The organism is Brevundimonas sp. (assembly GCF_035561115.1).
GTDB lineage: Bacteria > Pseudomonadota > Alphaproteobacteria > Caulobacterales > Caulobacteraceae > Brevundimonas.
Map to the genome: position 1 here is coordinate 1 of NZ_DATMYH010000123.1, position 15,290 is coordinate 15,290.

Below are 15,290 nucleotides of genomic sequence, written 5' to 3' on the forward strand. Positions count from 1 at the left end.
CTCCGGGCCCGTCCGCGACCTCGCCCGAATATCTGCGGAACTACGCCGTCGGTAACATCAACGCGATCAGCGCCTGGGATACGGGCGCGACCGGCCTGGGCGTCAACGTCGCGGTCATCGACTCGGGCATCGACTTCAGCCAGGCCGACCTCACGGGACGCATCTCGAACCTGTCGACAGACATCGTCGTCGGTCGCAACACCCCCACGGGGACCGTCGGACCCAACGGAGAGCCGGCTCACGGCACGCTGGTCTCCGGCGTGGTCGCGGCGAACTTCAACGGCTTCGGCACCATCGGGGTCGCCTATGAAGCGACCGTCATCTCCATTCGGGCGGACATCAGCGACTGCACCGATCCGGACGACACCGTCTGCTTCCGGTCGTCCGATCTGGCGCGCGCCATCGACTATGCGATCGCCAACAACGTCCGCATCGTCAACATGTCGCTTGGCGGTGCGGACCCGCTCACCTCCGCATTCGAGGCGGCGCTGCAGCGGGGGGTGAACGCGGGACTGGTCTTCGCCATCGCGGCCGGCAACGAAGCCGGCGCCAGCCCCGAATGGCCGGGCCGCTACGCCACGGACCTCCGTTTCATCGGCAGCATCATCGTCGTCGGCGCGCATGACAGCGCCAACCAGATCGCCAGCTTCTCGAACCGCGCCGGCGTCTCGGCCAACGAGTTCATCAGCGCGCCGGGCGTTGACGTGGTCACCAGCTGCGACGGCACCGTCTGTTACCGGGTCAACGGCACCTCGTTTTCCGCGCCGGCGGTGGCCGGGGCCCTGGCCCTGCTGCTCGACGCCTTTCCCAATCTGACGGGCCGTGAGGCCGTCCAGATCCTGCTGACCACGGCGCGCGACACCGGCGATCCGGGCGTCGACGGCGTCTATGGACGCGGCCTGCTGGACCTGGCCCGCGCCTTCCAGCCGGTCGGAGCCGCGCGGGTGGCGATGCAGAGCGGCCAGGCGGTCGCCGTCACCGAGCAGCGCTACGCCTACACGGGCGGGGCGTTCGGTGATGCGATCCGCTCCGCTCCGGGCCTGCAGACCGTGGGTCACGACGACTTCAACCGCCTGTTCCGGGTCAATCTGGCGTCAAGCTATGGCCTCGCCCCCCGCGGGGTCGCCAACATGCTGCCCCAGGCGCCGCGCCAGCAGGCGCGCCTGACCACGGCCGGGCCCCTCGGGTCGACCCTGTCGCTGACGACCAGCGCCGCCGTCGAGGACAGCGCCTGGGACCTTGCAGCCTCGACCAGCGTCATCACGCCCTGGCTGGACGAGCGTCGGCGCGAAGACGTGATGATGGAGTTCTCGGCGGGCAGGGGCGTGGTCGCCTTCTGGCAGGGCCGCAACGGCGCGCGCTCGCCCTTCTCGCTGGGGGCCGCCGACAATTTCGCCTCCCTGGCCCAGGTCGACCGGGCCTGGCTGGGCGCGGTGCGGTTCGGCGCCCTGACCCTCACGGCCGACACAGGCGTGGGCGACCGCGCCATGCCCTTCCAGACCCGGGAGGAAGACGTCTCCAGCTATGCCCGGTTCGTCGCCGACTGGCAGACCTCGCCGACCAGCCGCCTGCGCTTCGCGGTCGGCGGGCTGGACGAGAAGATGGGCCCGCTGGGCTCGTACGCGCCGCTGGATTCCGGCTTCGCCCTGCCCAGCGCCACCACCTTCGGCTCGGTGTCGGGTCAGTTCGCCCTGCGCTCCGATCTGTTCCTCAACGCCGAGATGGGCTGGGCGCGCACCGATCTGGAGGGACGTTTCCTGAGTCTGTCCGAGACGGCGCTGAGTTCGACCTGGGCGCTGGGTCTGACCACCTTCTGTCACAGGCTCGGCTTCGCGTGCGAGACCCTGACCTGGTCCATCGCCCAGCCGTTGCGGACCGAGAGCGGCGTCTTCAGCGCCCTCCTGGCCGATGCGCCCGCGAACTATTTCGACGCCCCCGTCTTCTCGGAACGGACCTTCTCGGCCGCGCCGAGCGGGCGCCAGATCGACATGTCGCTGGGCAGCGTGCATCGGCTCGGCGACGGCTCGGCGCTGAGTTTGCGCGGGCTGGTCACCCGGGACGATCGGAACGTGCGGTCGTCGCCGACGGCCTGGACGCTGATGGGAAGCTGGGGGAAGACGTTCTAGGCCGCGTGTCAACGGGCCCGGGCGGGTTTGCCGCCGGCCCTTCCCCCGTCTATGGCTCCTGAGAACGAGGGGCGAGCGTGGCGATATTTCCGGTGATTCTGTGTGGCGGCGCGGGAACGCGGCTTTGGCCCGCCTCGCGGCCGGCCCGCCCTAAGCAGTTCATCGACTTCGTCAGCGACCTGTCGCTGTTCCAGGAGACGGCCCGCCGGGTGGCGCCGCTCGCTGCGGACGGCGGACGGTTGATGGTCGTGGCTGGGCAGGCACACCGCGCGTTCATCGTCGAACAGTTGTCAGCCCTGGATCTGGAGGCTGTGATTCTGCTCGAACCCGAGGGTCGGGATTCGGCGCCGGCCATGGCGGCCGCCGCGGCGTGGGTGGCCCGCATCGCACCGGACGGTGTGGCGTTGTTCGTCGCTTCGGATCACCATATTCCGGACGACGCCGCCTTCCGTGACGCGGTGCTCGAGGCGGCGGAGGCCGCCCGGCAGGGCCGGATCGTGACCTTCGGCGTGCGGCCGACGGATCCGTCCTCGGCCTATGGCTACATCCACCCCGAGATGGCTGGACTGTCTCCCGTCCGGGCGTTCGTGGAGAAGCCGGATCGGGCCCAGGCAGAGATCTACGTCCGTGACGGCTATTTGTGGAATAGCGGAAACTTCATGGTCCGCGCCGACCTGCTGCTGGCCCAGCTTGATGCGTTCGCGCCCGAAGTCGCGGCGACCGCGCGCGCGGCTCTGCCGACCGAATCCGCGGCCGTGATGATGCTGACCGACGCATTCCGGCACGCTCCCAAAATTTCGATCGACTATGCGGTCATGGAACGGAGCGACCGGATTTCGGTGATGCCCGTGGACTATCGCTGGTCCGATCTCGGCGCGTGGGATGCGGTTGAAGCCCTGGGGTCGGGCGATCGGGGCGATTGGTTCGCGACCGAGGGGGATACGGGTCTGGTCCGCGCCGCCAAGGGCATGATCGTCGCCACCGCGGGCGTGTCGAACATCGCGATCATCGCCGAGCGGGATGCTGTTCTGGTGTGCAGCCTGGACCGGGCCCAGGAGGTGAAGGGCCTGGTCGAGCGTATCAGGACGGCGTCGCCCGCCCACGCGCAGGGCGCCGCCGTCGGACGCGATACGCTGGCGGACAGGGCGCGAAGCTTCGACCGCTGGATGCGGCTGAACGCCTTGCCGGTCTGGGCCACGATCGGCGTGGACGACGACGGCGGATTTCGCGAGACGATAGAGCTGTCCGGCTCCGTCTCGGGCGACTTCCGCCGCGCGCGGGTGCAGGCGCGCCAAGCCTATGTCTATTGCGCCGCGGGCGCGGCGGGCTGGGCCGGGCCGTGGCGGTCGCTGGTCAGCCGGAGTCTGGAGCGGTTCGAGGCGACCAACCGGCGCGCTGACGATCTGTACCGGACCCGGGTGTCGGCGGACGGCGCTGTGCTCGACGACGCCGCCTCCCTCTATGATCAGGCCTTCGCCCTGTTCGCCTTCGCCGCCGCCGCCCGGGTCGGGATCGCACCCGGCATGATGACGGAGCGGGCCCATACCGTGCGCGACGCCCTGTCGGCCCTGCGCGCGCCGACCGGCGGATGGCGCGAGACGGGCGATCATCCGTATCAGGCCAATGCGCATATGCATCTGCTCGAGGCCTGTCTGGCTTGGGAAGCGATCGAGCCCGAGGGCGTTTGGCGCGAGATGGCGGATGAGATCGTCGCCCTGGCCCGGCGCGCCTTCATCGACCCGGAGCGCGGCTTCCTGCGTGAATTCTTCGACGCCGAATGGCGGCCGGCGACCGGAGAGGACGGCCGCCTGGTTGAGCCCGGGCACCAGTTCGAATGGGCTTGGCTGCTGACGCGCTGGGGCCGCCTGCGCAGCGAAACCTGGGCTCTGGATGCGGCGGCCCGGCTGTACGACATGGGCGCCCGGGGCGTGGATCAGGGGCGGGGCGTAGCCATGGACGCCCTGAACGACGATCTGTCGGTGCGCTCGACTCAAGCGAGGCTGTGGCCGCAGACCGAGCGTCTGAAGGCAGCGCTGATCCTGGCGGAGGGCGGCGAGGGCGGACGCCGGAGCCTGTTGCTGCACGACGGGCGCAAGGCGCTGGCGGGCCTGCAGCGCTATCTCGAGCCTTCGGGCCTGTGGCGCGACAAGATGCAGGCCGACGGAGGCTTCGCCGAGGAGCCCGCGCCGGCCAGTTCGCTGTACCACATCATGGTCGCGTACGAGCAGTTGAGAGCGACGGCGGCGGTCTTGCCGGAGCTCGGCTGGTCTCCGGGGGCCGGATCGTGATCGGGGGCCGATCGGTTCTGGCCGTCATCACCGCGCGGGGAGGGTCCAAGGGTCTGCCACGCAAGAACCTGGCGCAGTTTCGAGGCGAGCCGCTGATCGCCTGGACGATACAGGCTGCCCAGGCGGCGAATAGCATCGACCGACTGATCCTGTCTTCCGATGATCCCGAGATTATCGAGACAGCCCGGGCGCTGGGCTGCGAGGCGCCGTTCCAGCGCGCGCCCGAACTGGCCAGCGACACAGCCGCCTCGGTCGATGTGGTGCTGGACGCCGCGGACCGCGTGCCGGGCTATGACATTGTGGTGCTGCTTCAGCCCACTTCGCCCCTCAGGACCGCGGGGGACATCGAGGCGACGCTGACGCTGATGGCTGAAAAAGGGGCTCCCGGCGCCGTGTCCGTCAGCGAGGCGCCCTGTCATCCTTATCTGATCTTCCGGCGTGACGCGGCGGGGCGGTTGTCGCCCTTCGTCGAGAAGCCGGCGGATATCGGCTGGCGGCGTCAGGATCTGCCGCCGGCGTATCGCGTCAACGGCGCCGTCTATGCGGCGGACCTGGCGTGGCTGAGAGCAGGGCGCGCGATGTGTAAAGCGGGCGAGACGGCCGCGTATGAAATGCCGGTCGAGCGGTCTGTCGACATCGACACTCTCGAGGACCTGCGGGCGGCCGAACGCTCGCCGATCTGACCTTCAGGGCAGCAGGGGGCCGCCCTGGGCCCGTTTCGCATCGATCTCGAGCTGCACCTGTTCCAGCGCCCGGGCGCGGGCTTCGGCCGAGGCGTGGCGCAGTTGCGGATACCGGACGCGCCAGTTGGCGGCCCCGAAGCGGCGCCAGAAGGCGGGCGCGATCCGGGTGTCGTATCCGGCGCGGGCGACCAGGAACAGGCCGACCCGGTCCGCCTGCTGCTCCTTGCTTCCGGACCCGCTGACGGCCGCAGCGTCATTGGCCTCGCGCCCCGCGCCGCCCACGTCGCTCCATGTGCGGTGCCGCAGCACATGGTGGGCCAGTTCATGGCCGAGGATCAGCGCCAGTTCGTCGTCCGACTGGGTGAATCCGGCCAAGGCCGTGCTGATGAACAGGCGCCGTCCGTCGGCGCGCGCATTCAGTTCATCCGAGGGGTTCAGCTGGACATCATAGCCGCACGCGCGATGAGGCTCGACCGTCACGCTCAGGGGTTCGCCGCCCCGGCGAATATCGAGGCGTGTCGCCCCGCCGGCGAGGGCGCGATCTACAACGGCCAGGTTGGCGGCCAGACCCTCGAAGGCGGGCGCGGTCCGGGCCGGGCCAAGGTTCAGCGCCGTTCCGTTGACGGCGAGGATCAGGTCGCCCTCGCGCAGGCCCGCAGCGGCGGCGGCCGAGGTCGGCGGCGCGGAGAGGACCCCCGGCAGGTCGCCCTCCAGGCCGAACCGGGCCTGCACGAGCGGCCGCAGTTCGTTGCTGTACTGGCTGGCGGAATGCAGGGCCCAGCCGGCGGATCGCCGGACCGCGGGACACAGGTCGACATTGTCCTCGGACAGTCGCTGCGCCACCCGGGCCACACGCTGGTCCAGGGCGGTCAAGGCCGTAAGCCGGTCGGCTGCACCTGCGCTGTTCGGTGAGGAGGGCGCCGAGGCGGTCGTGGGGCCGCTGCCGCAGCCGGCGATGGCCGCGCAAACTGCAAGGGTCCACAATGGGACGGCCATGGTCAGAAGCCGTGGCAAAGCCGGATCAATTTCTCAAGGGTCGAGCCAGGGGCCGACGCAGGAAGACATGGTTCAAGGCGATGGAAACGCTGAAAAGACCAGCCGGTAATCCGACTGGCCTCGACAACATACCAAAACGACAGCCAGCAATCGCCGACCGTCGCCTCAGCTCTTGTTTAGTCGCTCTCGCTGTCGTCGTCGGTCGCAACCACGACAGTGGCGACGATAACGGCGGCGCCGATCAGGAGAACGGGAAGCGGAATGCCGGCGAATTCCGAAGATTCACCGGAGGTGGCGCCGACGCGATCGCCAACGCGAGTCACGGCGGAGTTCGAGCCAGCAGCGGCCGCTTGGCCAGCAACCAGCAGCAGGCCGGCCGTAACGGCGGCGATGGTCTTACGCATGCTAATCCCCTTGATTTAATTCATCCACCGAGGCGCTCGCACCTCAGCAGCCTGTCTTCTACAATCACACTTCAGCGGCAAGCAAGAGAAAAGTGGGACCGCGGGTTGTCCAGATCCTTTGCGATCAGAGCGCAGGCGGCCCGAAAATGTCTCCGGGGCGGGCTCGATTTTCCAAAATGGAGCGAAGTCGCACAATTTCTGGAATAGTTAGGCAAGTTTTTCAGAAGTTGTTGCTCCTGCTAGGAATCCGGATTTGCAACATCGCAGGAACAATGATGCACCTGGACGGCAAGCGCATACTGGTCACCGGCGCGGACGGCTTCATCGGCTCGCACCTGACCGAGCGGCTGGTGCGGCGCGGTTGCGACGTGCGCGCCTTCGTCCAGTACAACAGTCTCGGCGGCTGGGGCTGGCTGGATGACAGCCCGGCGGACGTCCGCAAGGATCTGGACGTCTTCGCCGGCGACATCCGCGATCCGCACGGGGTGCGTACGGCCATGACCGGGTGCGACGTGGTCCTGCACCTCGCGGCCCTGATCGCCATCCCCTACAGCTACCACTCGCCCCAGACCTATGTTGAGACCAACGTCCTGGGCACGCTGAACATCGTCCAGGCGGCGCGCGACCTCGGGGTCGAGCGGGTGGTCCACACCTCGACCAGCGAGGTCTATGGCACGGCGCGGTTCGTTCCGATCACCGAGGCCCATCCGCTGCAGGGCCAGTCGCCCTATTCGGCCAGCAAGATCGGCGCGGACCAGATCGCGCTGAGCTTCCATGCGGCTTTCGGCACGCCCGTGACGGTGATCCGCCCCTTCAACACCTACGGACCCCGCCAGTCGGCGCGGGCGGTGATCCCGGCGGTCATCACCCAGATCGCGGCGGGCGCGAGCGAGATCAAGCTGGGCGCGGTGCATCCGACGCGGGACTTCACCTTCGTGGCCGACACCGCGCGCGGCTTCGAGGCGCTGGCGGAATGCGACGCCGCCGTGGGCCAGACGGTCAATGTCGGCAGCGGCTTCGAGGTCTCGATCGGCGACACGGCGCGTCAGATCATCGCCCTGATGGACCGCGACGTCGCTATCGTCACCGACGACCAGCGCCTGCGCCCGGAGGCCAGCGAGGTCGAACGCCTGTGGGCCGACAGCGCCCTGATGCAGTCCCTGACCGGCTGGTCGCCCGAATACGGGGACGGCGAGGGCTTCGCGCGCGGTCTGCGGCAGACCATCGACTGGTTCAGCGATCCCGCCAACCTGGCCCGCTACAAGGCGGATCGGTACGTGCTGTGAGCCTGCCCGGTCGGGTCCTCGCGGCGGTGCGCGCCGCCCTGCCGGCGTCCGAGGGCGGCGTCGCCCTGCACGAACCCGAGTTCCGGGGGCGGGAGTGGACCTATCTGAAGGACTGCCTCGACACCGGCTGGGTGTCGTCCGTCGGCGCCTATGTCGACCGCATCGAACGCGATCTGGAAACTATCACGGGCGCCGCCCATGCGGTGGCGACATCCAACGGCACCGCGGCGCTCGACATCTGCCTGCGTCTGGCGGGGGTGAAGGCGCGCGACGAGGTGCTGGTCCCGGCCCTGACCTTCGTCGCCACCGCCAACGCCGTGGCCTATCAGGGCGCGACGCCGCATTTCGTGGACTCCGAGGCGACGACGCTGGGCGTCGATCCCGTCCGGCTGGACGCATATCTGCACGAGACCGCGCGCCTCAACGGCGACGTCTGCGTCAACAGCCGCACCGGCGCGCCGATCCGGGCCTTGATGGTCATGCACGTCTTCGGCCATCCGTGCGATCTGGACGGTCTGGCGGAGGTCGCGGCCCGCTGGAAGCTGACGCTGGTCGAGGACGCCGCCGAGGGCCTCGGCTCGCGCTGGAACGGGCGGCATGTCGGCAATGTCGGGCTGGTCTCGGCGCTCAGTTTCAATGGCAACAAGATCGTCACCACCGGCGGAGGCGGCGCGATCCTGACCAACGATCCCGAGCTGGGTCGACGGGCCAAGCACCTGACGACCACGGCGCGGGTCCCGCACAAATGGTCGTTCGTCCACGACGAGGTCGGCTGGAACTACCGCATGCCGAACCTGAACGCGGCCTTGGGGTGCGCCCAGCTGGAACGGCTGCCCGACATGATGGCGCGCAAGGCGATGCTGACGCAGCGCTATGCGGAGGCGTTCCGCGGCGTGGAAGGGGCGCGGCTGCTGACCGCCCGGCCCGGGGCGGAGGTCAATCACTGGCTCAACGCCGTGATCCTCGACCGGCCGGACATGGCGATGCGCGACGCCCTGCTCGAGGCTCTGAACGACGCCGGCTTCATGGCCCGGCCGCTGTGGACGCTGATGCACCGTCTGCCGATGTACGCAGCCTGCCCGCGCGACGCCCTGCCGGTCGCCGAGGCGCTGGAGGCCAGCGTGATCAACCTCCCCAGCAGCGCCCGGCTGGCCGACGCCTAGCGGTCCAGCGGCCGGGCCGGATTGCCGACCACGACCGCGCCGGCCGGCACGTCCTTCGTCACCACCGCCCCCATGCCGATGACCGCGCCGCGGCCGATACGCAACGGCCTGTCCGGCGTGCCCTGTTTCAGCACGGCGCCGGTTCCGACATAGACGTCGTCCTCGATCACCGTATTGCCGTTGACGCAGACGCGGGGAGCCAGGGTGACGAAGTCGCCGACGACGCAGTCGTGCGCGACGTAGCAGAACAGATTGGCCTGGAAATGCCGGCCGATGACGACATTGGCGGTGATCACCACATGGTCGCACAGGATGGCGCCCTCGCCGATCTGCGAGGGTCCGCGGAAGATGCAGGTCGGGGCCACGATGGAGACGAAGGCCCGGCCCGCGGCCCTCATCTCGGCATCGATCCGGCGGCGCAGGGCCGCGTCGGCGACGGGGATGGACACGGCCATATCCGGGGTCGCCTCGGCTTGCAGGATGATGGGCACGCCGTTGACCGCGTCCTGTCCCGGCTCGAGCGCCAGATGGGAGACATTGTCCGCGCCCGCCTGGGCCACGGCCAAGGGAGCCACCTCCCGGGCGAAGCCGCCGGTTCCGCACAATCCGATTCGCATGCGATCCTCCCCGGACATGGTAGCAGGTTGCTAAGGCGCGCGGCCTACAGCTTCATCATGGAGGCGTGGTTGGGGAAACGGCGGATCTGCGTGGCGACCAGCGGGCGGGCCGACTACGGCCTGCTGGCCTGGCCCATGCGCGACATCGCCGCTTCGGACGACCTGTCGCTGCAGCTGCTCGTCACCGGAACCCATCTCGAAGAGCGCCACGGCATGACGATCGGACAGATCGAGGCCGACGGCTTCGCCATCGACGCGCGCGTGCCCATGGCCCTGACCTCGGACGATCCCGCTGGCCTCGCCCGGTCCATGGCGGCGGGTCTGACCGGAGCGGTTGAGGCGCTGGAGCAGTTGCGGCCGGACATGCTGATGCTGCTCGGCGACCGGTTCGAGACCCTGGCCCTGGCCCAGGCCGCCATGCTGACCCGCGTCCCCATCGCCCACATCGGCGGCGGCGACGTGACCGAGGGCGCGATCGACGAGGGTATCAGGCACGCCATCACCAAACTGTCCCACCTGCATCTGGTCACCCACCCGGACGCCGCCCGCCGCGTGATCCGCATGGGCGAGGCGCCGGACCGGGTCCATGTCGTCGGCAACCCCGGACTGGACATGCTGAGCCGCGCGCCGGCGATGGCTCGTGAGGCGCTGGAAACCCGGCTGGGGCGACCGCTCGGCGCGCGGAACCTGCTGGTCACCTTCCACCCTGTGACGACCCTGCCGGACAAGGGGCTCGCCGAACTGGACGCCTTGCTGAAAGCGCTGGAGCAGCTGACGGACGTGGCGCTGTGGATCACCCGCGCCAACGCCGATCCGGGCGGGCTGGCGTTCAACGCCGCGCTTGAGGCCTTCGCCGCGGGCCGGAGCAACGTCAGCCTGCATGACGCTCTCGGGCCCGCCTATCTGCCGCTGCTGGCCGCCTGCGACGCCGTGGTCGGCAACTCCTCCAGCGGACTGGCCGAGGCGCCCTCGGTGCGGACCCCGACGGTGAATGTCGGGCTGAGACAGGCCGGCCGTCTGGCCGGGCCGTCGATCCTGCACGCCGAGGCCGAGCCGGCCGCCATCTCCGCCGCGATCGCCCGGGCCATGGCCGGCGACATGCCGGGCTTCGACAATCCCTATGGCGACGGCCAGAGCTCGGCGCGCATTGTCGGGGCCCTGGTCGCCGCCCCGCCCCGCGACATCCTGCTGCGCAAGCGATTCTACGACGGCGAACCGCCTCATGCATGATCCCGTCCTCATCATCGCCGAAGCCGGGGTGAACCACGACGGTTCGCTGGACGACGCCTGCCGCATGATCGACGTCGCCGCCGAGGCCGGCGCCGATGTCGTCAAATTCCAGACCTTCGTCCCCGAGGCCGTCCTGACGGCGCGGGCCATGAAGGCCGCCTATCAGGAGACCAACACCGGCGAGGGCGGAACCCAACTGGACATGGTGCGCAAGCTGGCGCTGAGCCGCGCCGACCACCGCGTCCTGGCCGACCGCTGCGCCCGGCGCGGGGTGCGCTTCATGTCGACCGCCTTCGACATGGAGAGCCTGGACTTCCTGTCCGGTCTCGACATGCCGGCGATCAAGATCCCGTCCGGCGACCTGACCTGGGGCGCCATGCTGCTGGCCGCCGCCCGTGTCGGACCGCCGCTGATCGTCTCGACCGGCATGGCGACGCTGGACGAGGTGCGTCAGACCCTGACCGTCATCGCCTTCGGCCTGACGCGCCACGGCGATCCTTCAGGCCCGGACGATCTCGAGCGCGCCTTCGCCGCGGGTCAGGCGGCTTTGCGCGAGCGGGTGACCCTGCTGCACTGCACGACCGAATATCCGGCCCCGCTGGAAGCCATCAACCTGCGCGCCATGGACACGATGGCGCAAACCTTCGGTCTGAAGGTCGGCTATTCCGACCACAGCCTGGGCCTGACCGTGGCGGTCGCCGCCGTCGCGCGGGGCGCCTGCGTGATCGAGAAGCATTTCACCCTCAGCCGCACCCGCCCCGGCCCCGACCATCCGGCCTCGCTGGAGCCCGACGAACTGGCGGCCATGGTCCGCGCCATCCGCGACGTCGAGATCGCCCTGGGTCGGCCCGAGAAGGCGCCGGCGCCGGCCGAACTGGGCAATCTGGCGATCGCGCGCCGGTCGCTGGTCGCCGCCCGCCCGATCCGCCGCGGCGAGATCCTGACCCCGGACGCCATGACCGCCAAACGCCCCGCCGACGGCTTGTCGCCGATGCAGCAATGGCGCTTGATCGGCACGGCGGCGCAGCGCGACTATGCGCCGGACGACGCGCTCGAGGACGGGCAGGGGACAGCGTAATGCGGCAGTGGGAGAAAGCCCTGATCGGACCGGAGGCGACGTTCCGCGACGCCCTGATCTCGATCGACGCGACCGGCGCCGGCATCGCCCTGGTGGTCGATGCTGAACGGCGGCTTCTGGGCGCCCTGTCCGACGGCGACGTGCGCCGCGCGCTGATCAGGGGCGCGGGGATGGAGGACCGGGCCATCGGCGCCGCCAACGCCAAGCCCGTCTGCGCCGACGACCATCAGGACCCGGCCGCGATGCTGGCGACCCTGCGGGCCCACAGCCTGCGCCAGCTGCCCATTCTCGACGACAAACGCCGCGTGGTCGGCATGGTCACGGTCGAGGACTTCCTCAACATCCCGGTCCGCACCAATCCGGTGGTCATCATGGCCGGCGGCAAGGGCGAGCGGCTGGCCGAACTGACCTGCGACACGCCCAAGCCGATGCTGACCGTCGGCTCGCGGCCCATCCTGGACACCATCGTCGGCAATCTGGCGGGGCAGGGGTTCCGCAATTTCTGGCTGGCCGTGAACTACAAGGCCGAGCAGATCGAGAGTCATTTCGGCGACGGGTCGGCTCTCGGCCTGAACATCCGCTACCTGCGCGAGGCCAAGCCGCTGGGCACCTGCGGCGCGCTCAGCCTGATGCCCCGGCCCGACGAACCCTTCGTGGTCACCAACGGCGACGTGCTGGCCAAGGCCGACTACAGCCATCTGCTGGATTCGCATCTGCAGTCGGACGCCCTGGCCACCGTGGTGGTGCGCGACTACCAGATGCAGGTGCCGTTCGGCGTGGTGAACGCCAACGGGGCGCAGGTGACCCGGATCGATGAGAAGCCGACCCAGAGCTACACCATCAGCGCCGGGGTCTATGTGCTGTCGCCCGCGGTTCTCGACCTGATACCGAAAGACGCCTTCTATGACATGCCGGCCCTGATCGCCGACATGATCGCGCGCGAACTTCCGGTCCGGCTTCAACGCGCCGAGGGGTATTGGATGGACATCGGCCGCCCGCCCGACTATGCGCAGGCGAACGCGGATTTTGGTGCGGTGTTCGAGGGTTAGGGGGCGCCCTTTTGCGGACTTGGGACGTCGCTAGTCGCACTGAGGCGGGTCGGGTCCCTGATCAGCAGGATGTTCAGAATTGGCGGTGGCGAGTTCCGCCCCGGTCGACAAGAAACCATGTTTTCAAAACTGTTGAAACGTCGAGCCCCTGTTAAGGCCCCCGAGACTCCGCGCGTGCCGGATGGTCAGATCGTATGGGCGATCGGCGATATCCACGGGCGACTGGATCTGCTGAAGCCGCTGGTCGAAGCGATCCGCATCGACGCCGCGGCTTCCGATGCTCGGAAAAAGACAGTCGTCTTCCTCGGCGACTATATCGACCGCGGCCCGGATTCGCGCGGCGTGATCCAATACCTTGCCGCCCTCCCGAAGGGCGAGGGCATCGAGTGGCGGTTCCTGAAGGGCAACCACGAGGAAGCCATGCTGGACTTCCTGGACAACCCGACCACGGGGCCGACCTGGTGCGAGTACGGCGGCGACGCCACCTTGGCGTCCTATGGGCTTCGGCTGCCGCAGATCAAGCACAAGGCGGGGGGCTGGGCCCATGTGTCCGCCGATCTGGACCACAAGGTTACGCCGACGGAACGGGCGTTTCTGGAGAACCTGGAGCTCTGCGTGTCGGAGGGTGACTACTTCTTTGCCCATGCGGGCGCCAGGCCCGGGGTCGCTTTGGCTGACCAGTCCGCCCGTGACCTGATGTGGATCCGGAACAGCTTCCTTCACAGCAACGTCGAATTCGAGAAGGTGGTGGTGCACGGTCATACGCCGACCCAGCAGATCCAAGCGGATCATCGGCGCATTGGCGTGGATACGAAAGCCTATGAGTCGGGCGTGCTCACCGCTCTGAGACTGTGGGACACGCAACGCCAAGCGATGCACTCGGAACACGGCGTGGTGCGTAGTTCCACTCTGGACCCCGTCGGCCGCCGTATAGAGACCGGGTTCGCCGGGCGAGCCGCCGACCTGAATGCCGATCATCCCTCGCGCCCCCGAGGCGCGATCTAGGCCCGTGAAGCGAGGTCGGATCGCCGGGCGAGCTCGAGAAGACCGCAGCACAGGGCCAGCAAAACGGCCATCGTCGTCGTACGCAAGGGATAGTCCGCCGCCGAATGCAGGAGTAGCACGCCGATCCCAATACTCGCCGCGCGCTGAAGGTCCCGTTCGCGCGATGGAGCGGCCCTCCAGGCGCTGGCGCATCTCCGAGCGTACCAGACGAGGAAGGCCAGCAACACGCCTATCCCGAGCCATCCCGCCTCCAGCCAGATCTGCAAATACTCGTTGTGGGCCTGGTTGAAGAAGGTGCTGTCCAATTCTTCCCGCGGCTCGACCGAACGATAGACGGCGTCGAAGCTGCCGATGCCCGATCCAAGCGGCAGATAAGCTTGGGCTGTCTCCGCCACGAGAGGCCAGCGCTCGAAGCGGGTGTCGACCGCCCCATCGGTGTCGAACCGGGCTAGGATGGGTGGGAGTGCGAGCACCGCGACGGCCGTCAGTGCGACGCCGAGCGATCCCACAAGCATGAGGAGCGCTCGACCCGGCCGGCCCCGTCCCGCCGCAATCCAGGCGGCAAGCATGCTGACGAGCATCACCGGAACGAACAAGGTGATGCCGGCGCGCGACCGGATCGCGGCAAGGGCCACAACGACCAGACCGGCGAACAGCGCACCCAGCCAGAGTGTCGATGATTGTTGCTCTCGCCTTCGCAGCGTCGCCGCTCCGAATGTGAGGGCGAATGGCAGGGTGACCAGGAGGCTTGACGCAAGATGATTGCGGTTGGCGAAGAAGCCGTTGATCGATCCGGCGTCTGTCCAGCTCCAGACGTACAGGCGATCTCCGCCGCTGCCCAGTTGTGCGGCGCCCAGAAGGATCCCCACGACCGCTGCGGCGATACAGAACTGGACCATCAGCTCGCGTTGAGACGGGGAAAGCGACAGCACGCCGGCAAACAAGGCCGCCGGAGGAATGAGCGCCAGGGCTGAGCGCCACGTGGGTTCGGGGGTCAAGCTCACTGGATTCCACCCGGGCTGCAGCCCCGCGAGTTGCAGGGCCACCATCATGTTCTCCCTGCCGGGAAGTCCGCTCCAGATCGACGTGGGCAGAGGGATCAACTGGATGAGGGGCACGGCGACGACGGCCGCCAGCAGGCCGAGCGCGAAACGATGCTGACGCCAGAGTCTGGTCGAGACGAGGCGGCCCGTGGCGAGGACCAGAAGCGGAAGGGCGGCCAATTCGATGAGCGCCAGACGCAGCGCGTTACCCTGACTGGCGCCGCCAAAGACGAACGAAAACGCCAGTAGAACCACCGCCGCAATAGCGACAGCGTCCCGCCGTTCCCTGAGAATCTTCTGCACTATAGACAATGGCGTTTAC

13 protein-coding genes are annotated in these 15,290 nt (G+C 68.7%); 9 read left to right on the forward strand and 4 right to left on the reverse strand.

The window, feature by feature from the left end; genetic code table 11:
• The 3 genes from VN378_RS16415 to VN378_RS16425 form a co-directional block, all read left to right on the forward strand.
• Positions 1 to 2,126 (forward strand): S8 family peptidase (locus tag VN378_RS16415; RefSeq protein WP_325744631.1); only part of this gene is annotated, 2,126 nt, incomplete at its 5' end.
• A gap of 77 nt (positions 2,127 to 2,203) precedes the next feature.
• Positions 2,204 to 4,414 carry an AGE family epimerase/isomerase gene (locus VN378_RS16420; protein ID WP_325744632.1) on the forward strand — a complete coding sequence of 737 codons (2,211 nt, stop codon included), beginning with the start codon at positions 2,204 to 2,206 and terminating at the stop codon, positions 4,412 to 4,414.
• Positions 4,411 to 5,097 (forward strand): acylneuraminate cytidylyltransferase family protein, encoded by a 687-nt coding sequence (locus tag VN378_RS16425; protein ID WP_325744633.1) that lies wholly within the window; start codon positions 4,411 to 4,413, stop codon positions 5,095 to 5,097. The genes VN378_RS16420 and VN378_RS16425 overlap by 4 nt, the downstream gene beginning before the upstream one ends.
• Before the next feature lie 3 nt (positions 5,098 to 5,100).
• On the opposite strand, the gene VN378_RS16430 is transcribed toward VN378_RS16425, so the two are convergent.
• Complete coding sequence (locus VN378_RS16430; RefSeq protein ID WP_325744634.1) at positions 5,101 to 5,970, reverse strand: M48 family metalloprotease; 870 nt, start codon at positions 5,968 to 5,970, stop codon at positions 5,101 to 5,103.
• A 299-nt stretch (positions 5,971 to 6,269) separates the two neighbouring features.
• Complete coding sequence (locus VN378_RS16435; protein WP_325744635.1) at positions 6,270 to 6,497, reverse strand: hypothetical protein; 228 nt, start codon at positions 6,495 to 6,497, stop codon at positions 6,270 to 6,272.
• 275 nt (positions 6,498 to 6,772) lie between these two features.
• Here VN378_RS16435 and VN378_RS16440 point away from each other — a divergent pair, with 275 nt between their 5' ends.
• Both VN378_RS16440 and VN378_RS16445 read left to right on the forward strand, forming a co-directional pair.
• Positions 6,773 to 7,783 carry an NAD-dependent 4,6-dehydratase LegB gene (locus VN378_RS16440; protein WP_325744636.1) on the forward strand — a complete coding sequence of 337 codons (1,011 nt, stop codon included), beginning with the start codon at positions 6,773 to 6,775 and terminating at the stop codon, positions 7,781 to 7,783.
• The gene (locus tag VN378_RS16445) at positions 7,780 to 8,946 is read left to right on the forward strand and encodes a LegC family aminotransferase (protein ID WP_325744637.1); all 1,167 of its coding nucleotides are present in this window, start codon (positions 7,780 to 7,782) and stop codon (positions 8,944 to 8,946) included. The genes VN378_RS16440 and VN378_RS16445 overlap by 4 nt, the downstream gene beginning before the upstream one ends.
• On the opposite strand, the gene VN378_RS16450 is transcribed toward VN378_RS16445, so the two are convergent.
• The gene (locus tag VN378_RS16450; protein WP_325744638.1) at positions 8,943 to 9,563 is read right to left on the reverse strand and encodes an acetyltransferase; all 621 of its coding nucleotides are present in this window, start codon (positions 9,561 to 9,563) and stop codon (positions 8,943 to 8,945) included. The two genes, VN378_RS16445 and VN378_RS16450, sit on opposite strands and share 4 nt — an antisense overlap.
• Before the next feature lie 69 nt (positions 9,564 to 9,632).
• On the opposite strand from VN378_RS16450, the gene neuC reads away from it, so the two are divergent.
• From neuC to VN378_RS16470, 4 genes are all read left to right on the forward strand, one after another.
• Entirely contained in the window at positions 9,633 to 10,793 is a 1,161-nt protein-coding gene (gene neuC / locus VN378_RS16455; RefSeq protein WP_325744639.1) for a UDP-N-acetylglucosamine 2-epimerase, read from the forward strand.
• Positions 10,786 to 11,871 (forward strand): N-acetylneuraminate synthase, encoded by a 1,086-nt coding sequence (gene neuB, locus VN378_RS16460; RefSeq protein ID WP_325744640.1) that lies wholly within the window; start codon positions 10,786 to 10,788, stop codon positions 11,869 to 11,871. The genes neuC and neuB overlap by 8 nt, the downstream gene beginning before the upstream one ends.
• Positions 11,871 to 12,920, forward strand: coding sequence for a nucleotidyltransferase family protein (locus tag VN378_RS16465; protein WP_325744641.1), 1,050 nt, complete (start codon positions 11,871 to 11,873; stop codon positions 12,918 to 12,920). The genes neuB and VN378_RS16465 overlap by 1 nt, the downstream gene beginning before the upstream one ends.
• A 69-nt stretch (positions 12,921 to 12,989) precedes the next feature.
• On the forward strand, positions 12,990 to 13,925 hold the full coding sequence (locus VN378_RS16470; protein ID WP_325744642.1) for a metallophosphoesterase family protein: 936 nt from the start codon (positions 12,990 to 12,992) through the stop codon (positions 13,923 to 13,925).
• Here VN378_RS16470 and VN378_RS16475 read toward each other — a convergent pair.
• On the reverse strand, positions 13,922 to 15,271 hold the full coding sequence (locus tag VN378_RS16475; RefSeq protein WP_325744643.1) for an O-antigen ligase family protein: 1,350 nt from the start codon (positions 15,269 to 15,271) through the stop codon (positions 13,922 to 13,924). The two genes, VN378_RS16470 and VN378_RS16475, sit on opposite strands and share 4 nt — an antisense overlap.
• Between the last annotated feature and the right edge of the window lie 19 nt (positions 15,272 to 15,290).

Excerpts from the sequence above, each read along its gene's own strand:
- VN378_RS16465 (WP_325744641.1), top strand. The coding sequence starts at position 11,871 with ATGCGGCAGTGGGAGAAAGCCCTGATCGGACCGGAGGCGACGTTCCGC.
- neuB (WP_325744640.1), top strand. The coding sequence starts at position 10,786 with ATGCATGATCCCGTCCTCATCATCGCCGAAGCCGGGGTGAACCACGAC.
- VN378_RS16435 (WP_325744635.1), bottom strand. The coding sequence starts at position 6,497 with ATGCGTAAGACCATCGCCGCCGTTACGGCCGGCCTGCTGCTGGTTGCT.
- VN378_RS16440 (WP_325744636.1), top strand. The coding sequence starts at position 6,773 with ATGCACCTGGACGGCAAGCGCATACTGGTCACCGGCGCGGACGGCTTC.
- VN378_RS16470 (WP_325744642.1), top strand. The coding sequence starts at position 12,990 with ATGTTCAGAATTGGCGGTGGCGAGTTCCGCCCCGGTCGACAAGAAACC.
- VN378_RS16450 (WP_325744638.1), bottom strand. The coding sequence starts at position 9,563 with ATGCGAATCGGATTGTGCGGAACCGGCGGCTTCGCCCGGGAGGTGGCT.